Source organism: Rhizobium esperanzae (genome assembly GCF_002204185.1).
In the GTDB taxonomy this organism is placed as follows: Bacteria; Pseudomonadota; Alphaproteobacteria; order Rhizobiales; family Rhizobiaceae; genus Rhizobium; species Rhizobium esperanzae.
Genome location: NZ_MXPU01000050.1, coordinates 1 through 3,855 on the forward strand (window position 1 = coordinate 1; position 3,855 = coordinate 3,855).

Annotated in this window: 3 protein-coding genes and 1 pseudogene; all 4 read right to left on the minus strand. The window is 59.8% G+C overall.

Annotated elements, in window-relative coordinates; genetic code table 11:
* Positions 1-301: nitrogenase component 1 (locus B5E41_RS30790; RefSeq protein ID WP_280950656.1), on the minus strand; the 301-nt coding region annotated here is incomplete at its 3' end.
* A 58-nt stretch (positions 302-359) separates the two neighbouring features.
* A complete protein-coding gene (gene nifK / locus B5E41_RS30795; RefSeq protein ID WP_088397320.1) occupies positions 360-1,901 on the minus strand; it encodes a nitrogenase molybdenum-iron protein subunit beta in 1,542 nt (513 codons plus the stop codon).
* Positions 1,902-2,023: 122 nt separating this feature from the next.
* Entirely contained in the window at positions 2,024-3,526 is a 1,503-nt protein-coding gene (gene nifD, locus B5E41_RS30800) for a nitrogenase molybdenum-iron protein alpha chain (RefSeq protein WP_088397321.1), read from the minus strand.
* 106 nt (positions 3,527-3,632) lie between these two features.
* Positions 3,633-3,855 (minus strand): annotated as a pseudogene (nifH, locus tag B5E41_RS30805) (nitrogenase reductase); the annotation flags it as partial.

Here is a 3,855-nt window from a genome sequence, read left to right on the forward strand (position 1 = left end):
CTTCGGTTTCAGTAAGGTCGGTCGTGAAGCTCGTGCGCCAGAGCGTTGGACCTGAGGAAGCCGATCCTCGGTTGTCCCAGGAATTGCCCTCACAGCCGAGAGGCCCGTGGATCAGGTGCGCGACGTCAGTGACGGGCTGCAGCACGATCTTGGCGCCATCGAAAGCGCATCCGCCGGCTGCCGCCCCGGGGATCAGCGGCTTCGAGCAGCCGTTCTTACGCGCCTTGGAATCCTTGCTGCGGTTCTTCTCGCAGGCAGGCTCGTCGAAGACGTCCTGGACTTTAGCATTGAGCGAGGGCATTGCGGTCTCCAAGTTCAGATGAAGGCGGCCGGCCTCGCAAGGCCGACCGCCGCCGCTCCTAGCGGGTCAGGTCGTAAGAATAGTCTGTCACACCCGGCTCGCTCGTCTCGCGATCGAGCGTGTCGAAGATCTTGTCGAGGATCGTCGTCAGGACGCGCAGGCCGCCCTGGTAGCCCATGAGCGGGAAACGGTGGTGATGGTGCCGGTCGAATATCGGAAAGCTCAGCCGGATCAATGGGGTGCCGGTGTCGCGCTCGAGATACTTGCCATAGGAATTGCCGATCATAAGATCTACCGGCTCGGTAAAGAGCAGCGAGCGCAACGCCCAGAGGTCCTTGCCCGCCCAGACCTGGGAAGCCTTGCCGAAGGGCGAGGATGCGAGCAACGCCTTCATCTCGGCTTCCCAGGCCGACGTGCCGTTGGTAGCAAGGCAGTGGGTCGGCTCACCGCCGGTTTCCAAGACAAACCGGGCAACAGCGTAGACGAAGTCAGGATCGCCGTAGATCGCGTATTTCTTCCCGTGCAGCCAGGCCTGGCTATCTGCCATAGCGTCGACGAGACGGCCGCGCTCCAGGCCGAGTGCCGGAGGAATTTCCTTGCCGGTAATCTCCGAGACCTTCATCAGGAATTCATCGGTCGCCTGGACACCCAGCGGATAATGGAACGAAGCCGTAGCCTGACCGACCTCCTTGCAATATTCCAGCGTTTTGCGCGTGTTATAGTGCTGCAGCGACAGGGTCGCTTCGGCGTTCAACGCCGTTTTCACGTCCTCGATCTTCGTGCCGCCGTCATACATGCGGTACGTGCCGTCAGACGGCGTGTCGAACTGGTCGGAGGCATCCTGGATGAAGATGTAGGATACGCCCATCATGTCGAGCAGGCGCTTCAGTTCGCGGTTGTTGCCGACGCAGAAGCCGTCGAAGCCGGGAATGATGTTGATGGCTTGGGCAACCTCCTTCCGCTCGTTGCCTTTCCAGAAGTTCTCTAGAATGCCCTTGATCATGCCGTCATAGCCATCGACGTGGCTGCCGACGAAGGCAGGCGTGTGAGCGAAAGGAACATCGAAGTCGTGCGGGACCGACCCTTCGTTCTTTGCGTTTTCGATGAAGCTGTGGAGATCGTCTCCAATGACTTCGGCCATGCAGGTGGTCGAGACGGCGATCATCTTCGGATCGTAGAGCTTGTATGTATTGGCGAGCCCATCGACCATGTTCTTCAACCCGCCGAACACCGCCGCGTCCTCCGTCATCGAGGACGAGACCGCCGATGAAGGCTCCTTGAAGTGACGCGACAGATGCGAACGGTAATAGGCGACGCAGCCCTGGCTGCCGTGGACGAAGGACATCGTTTGCTCAAAGCCTGCGGCTGCGAAGACGGCACCGAGCGGCTGGCAGGCTTTGGCCGGGTTCACGACCAGGGCTTTGCGGCCCAGGTTCTTTTCGCGATACTCCCAGGTCTTCGTGAAGTCGTTTTGATCGGCAACGACCTGATCTGGGTGGGGGCATTCGAAATTGGCTTTCTTCTCGGCGAGCATCTGCCTGTATTCCGGCTCGCGGAACAGGGGAGCATGATCGAGAACTTTTTCCGCCGACTGCGGCATAGTAAGCACCTTTCTTTTCATCGCGCCGCACCGGTGGCGGCAATGGGATGTCATCTGTCACGAGTGCGGATCAAGGCCGATGGAAGGGCCTGGCCTGCCCCCTCCCAAGACAGGCCAGGCTCTCATTCGGCCGCAACCGCCTCAGCTGGCGCGGCCTTTTTTTTCCAGGGGACGTCGTAGAGATCCCACACCGGATTATTGATGGCCAGATCCATGTCGCGGGCGAATATGGCAAAGCCGTCATAGCCGTGATACGGGCCCGAATAATCCCAGGAGTGCATCTGGCGGAAGGGGATGCCCATCTTCTGCACCGGATACTTCTCTTTGATGCCGGACCCAACAAGGTCGGGGCGGATGCCTTCGATGAACTTTTCCAGCTCGTAACCGGTCACGTCGTCATAGATCAACGTACCCTTGTTCACATAATGGCCGGTGCGCTGATAGTCGTCGTTGTGGGCGAACTCGTAGCCGGTGCCGACGATCCGCATGCCGAGGTCCTCATAGGCCGTGATGACGTGGCGAGGACGCAGGCCGCCGACATAGAGCATCACCGTCTTGCCTTCGAGGCGCGGCCGGTACTTGTCGACGACAGCATCGACCAGGGGCCGGTACTTGGTGATGACAGCCTCGGTCTTGTCGACGATTTCCGGACCGAAGTGCTTGGCTATTTCGCGCAGGGAGGTTTCGATCTGGGACGGACCAAAGAAATTGTATTCCATCCACGGGATGCCATACTTTTCCTCCATGTGCCGACAGATGTAGTTCATCGAGCGGTAGCAGTGGATGAGGTTGAGCTTGGCCTTTGGCGCGCGCTCGACCTCAGCGAGCGTGGCATCACCCGACCAGTTGCCGACCACGCGCAGCCCCACCTCCTCCAATAGAATGCGCGTAGCCCACGCGTCGCCACCGATATTGTAGTCGCCGACGACGTTGACGTCATAAGGGCCGGTCTCGAACTCGACTTCGTTCTTGTCGAAAACCCAGTCACGGATGGCGTCGTTGGCGATGTGGTGGCCGAGCGATTGCGAGACGCCGCGGAAGCCCTCGCAGCGCACCGGCACGATCGTCTTTTCGTGCTCCTTGGCCTTCTTGCGCGACACCGCCTCAATGTCGTCGCCAATCAGCCCGATCGGGCATTCCGACTGCACGCTGATGCCGTTGTTGAGGGGGAAAAGCGCCTCGATCTCGTCGATGACCTGTTCAAGCTTCTTGTCGCCGCCGAACACGATGTCCTTTTCCTGGAAGTCTGAGGTGAACTGCAGCGTCACGAACGTGTCGATGCCCGTCAGGCCGACGTAGTAGTTGCGGCGTTGCGACCAGGAATAATGACCGCAACCGACCGGGCCGTGCGAGATGTGGACCATGTCCTTGACCGGCCCCCATACCACGCCTTTGGAGCCGGCATAGGCGCAGCCGCGGATCGTCATCACGCCCGGAATGGACTTGATGTTCGATTTGACGTCGCATTCGGAAAGCGCCTTCAGCTCACCGCCAGGCTCGTCGCCGCTCGTTGCGACGCTGAGGTGCTTCTTGCGGCGCTTTGCCGCCTTGTCTGGATATTGCGCTAACACTTCCGCAATGAGCTTTTCATGCAAAACGCTGTCATTCTCGTAATCAAGGCTCATGGGCCCCTGCCCCTTTCAAGGTTCGGGTTATGTCGTCGTCGACGAAGCGTCTTTCGTGGAAGGACGCGCTGGCTCAAGGGCCAGCGCGTCCTGTCGACAGCGGCAGTTATTGAGCCGCAACCACCGCTGACTCCTTGGCCTGTAGTTCGGCCAGCATCTGCTCGTCGCTCTTCATGATGCCGAAGTCGAGCAGCATGTCTTCGAGCTCTTCCATGGTAATCGGGGTCGGAATGGTCCCTTGGCCCGAATTGGCATGGATCTTCTCGGCTAGCGCCCGATATTCCCCGGCCTGCTTGGAGTCCGGCGCGTACTGGATCACCGTCATCTTC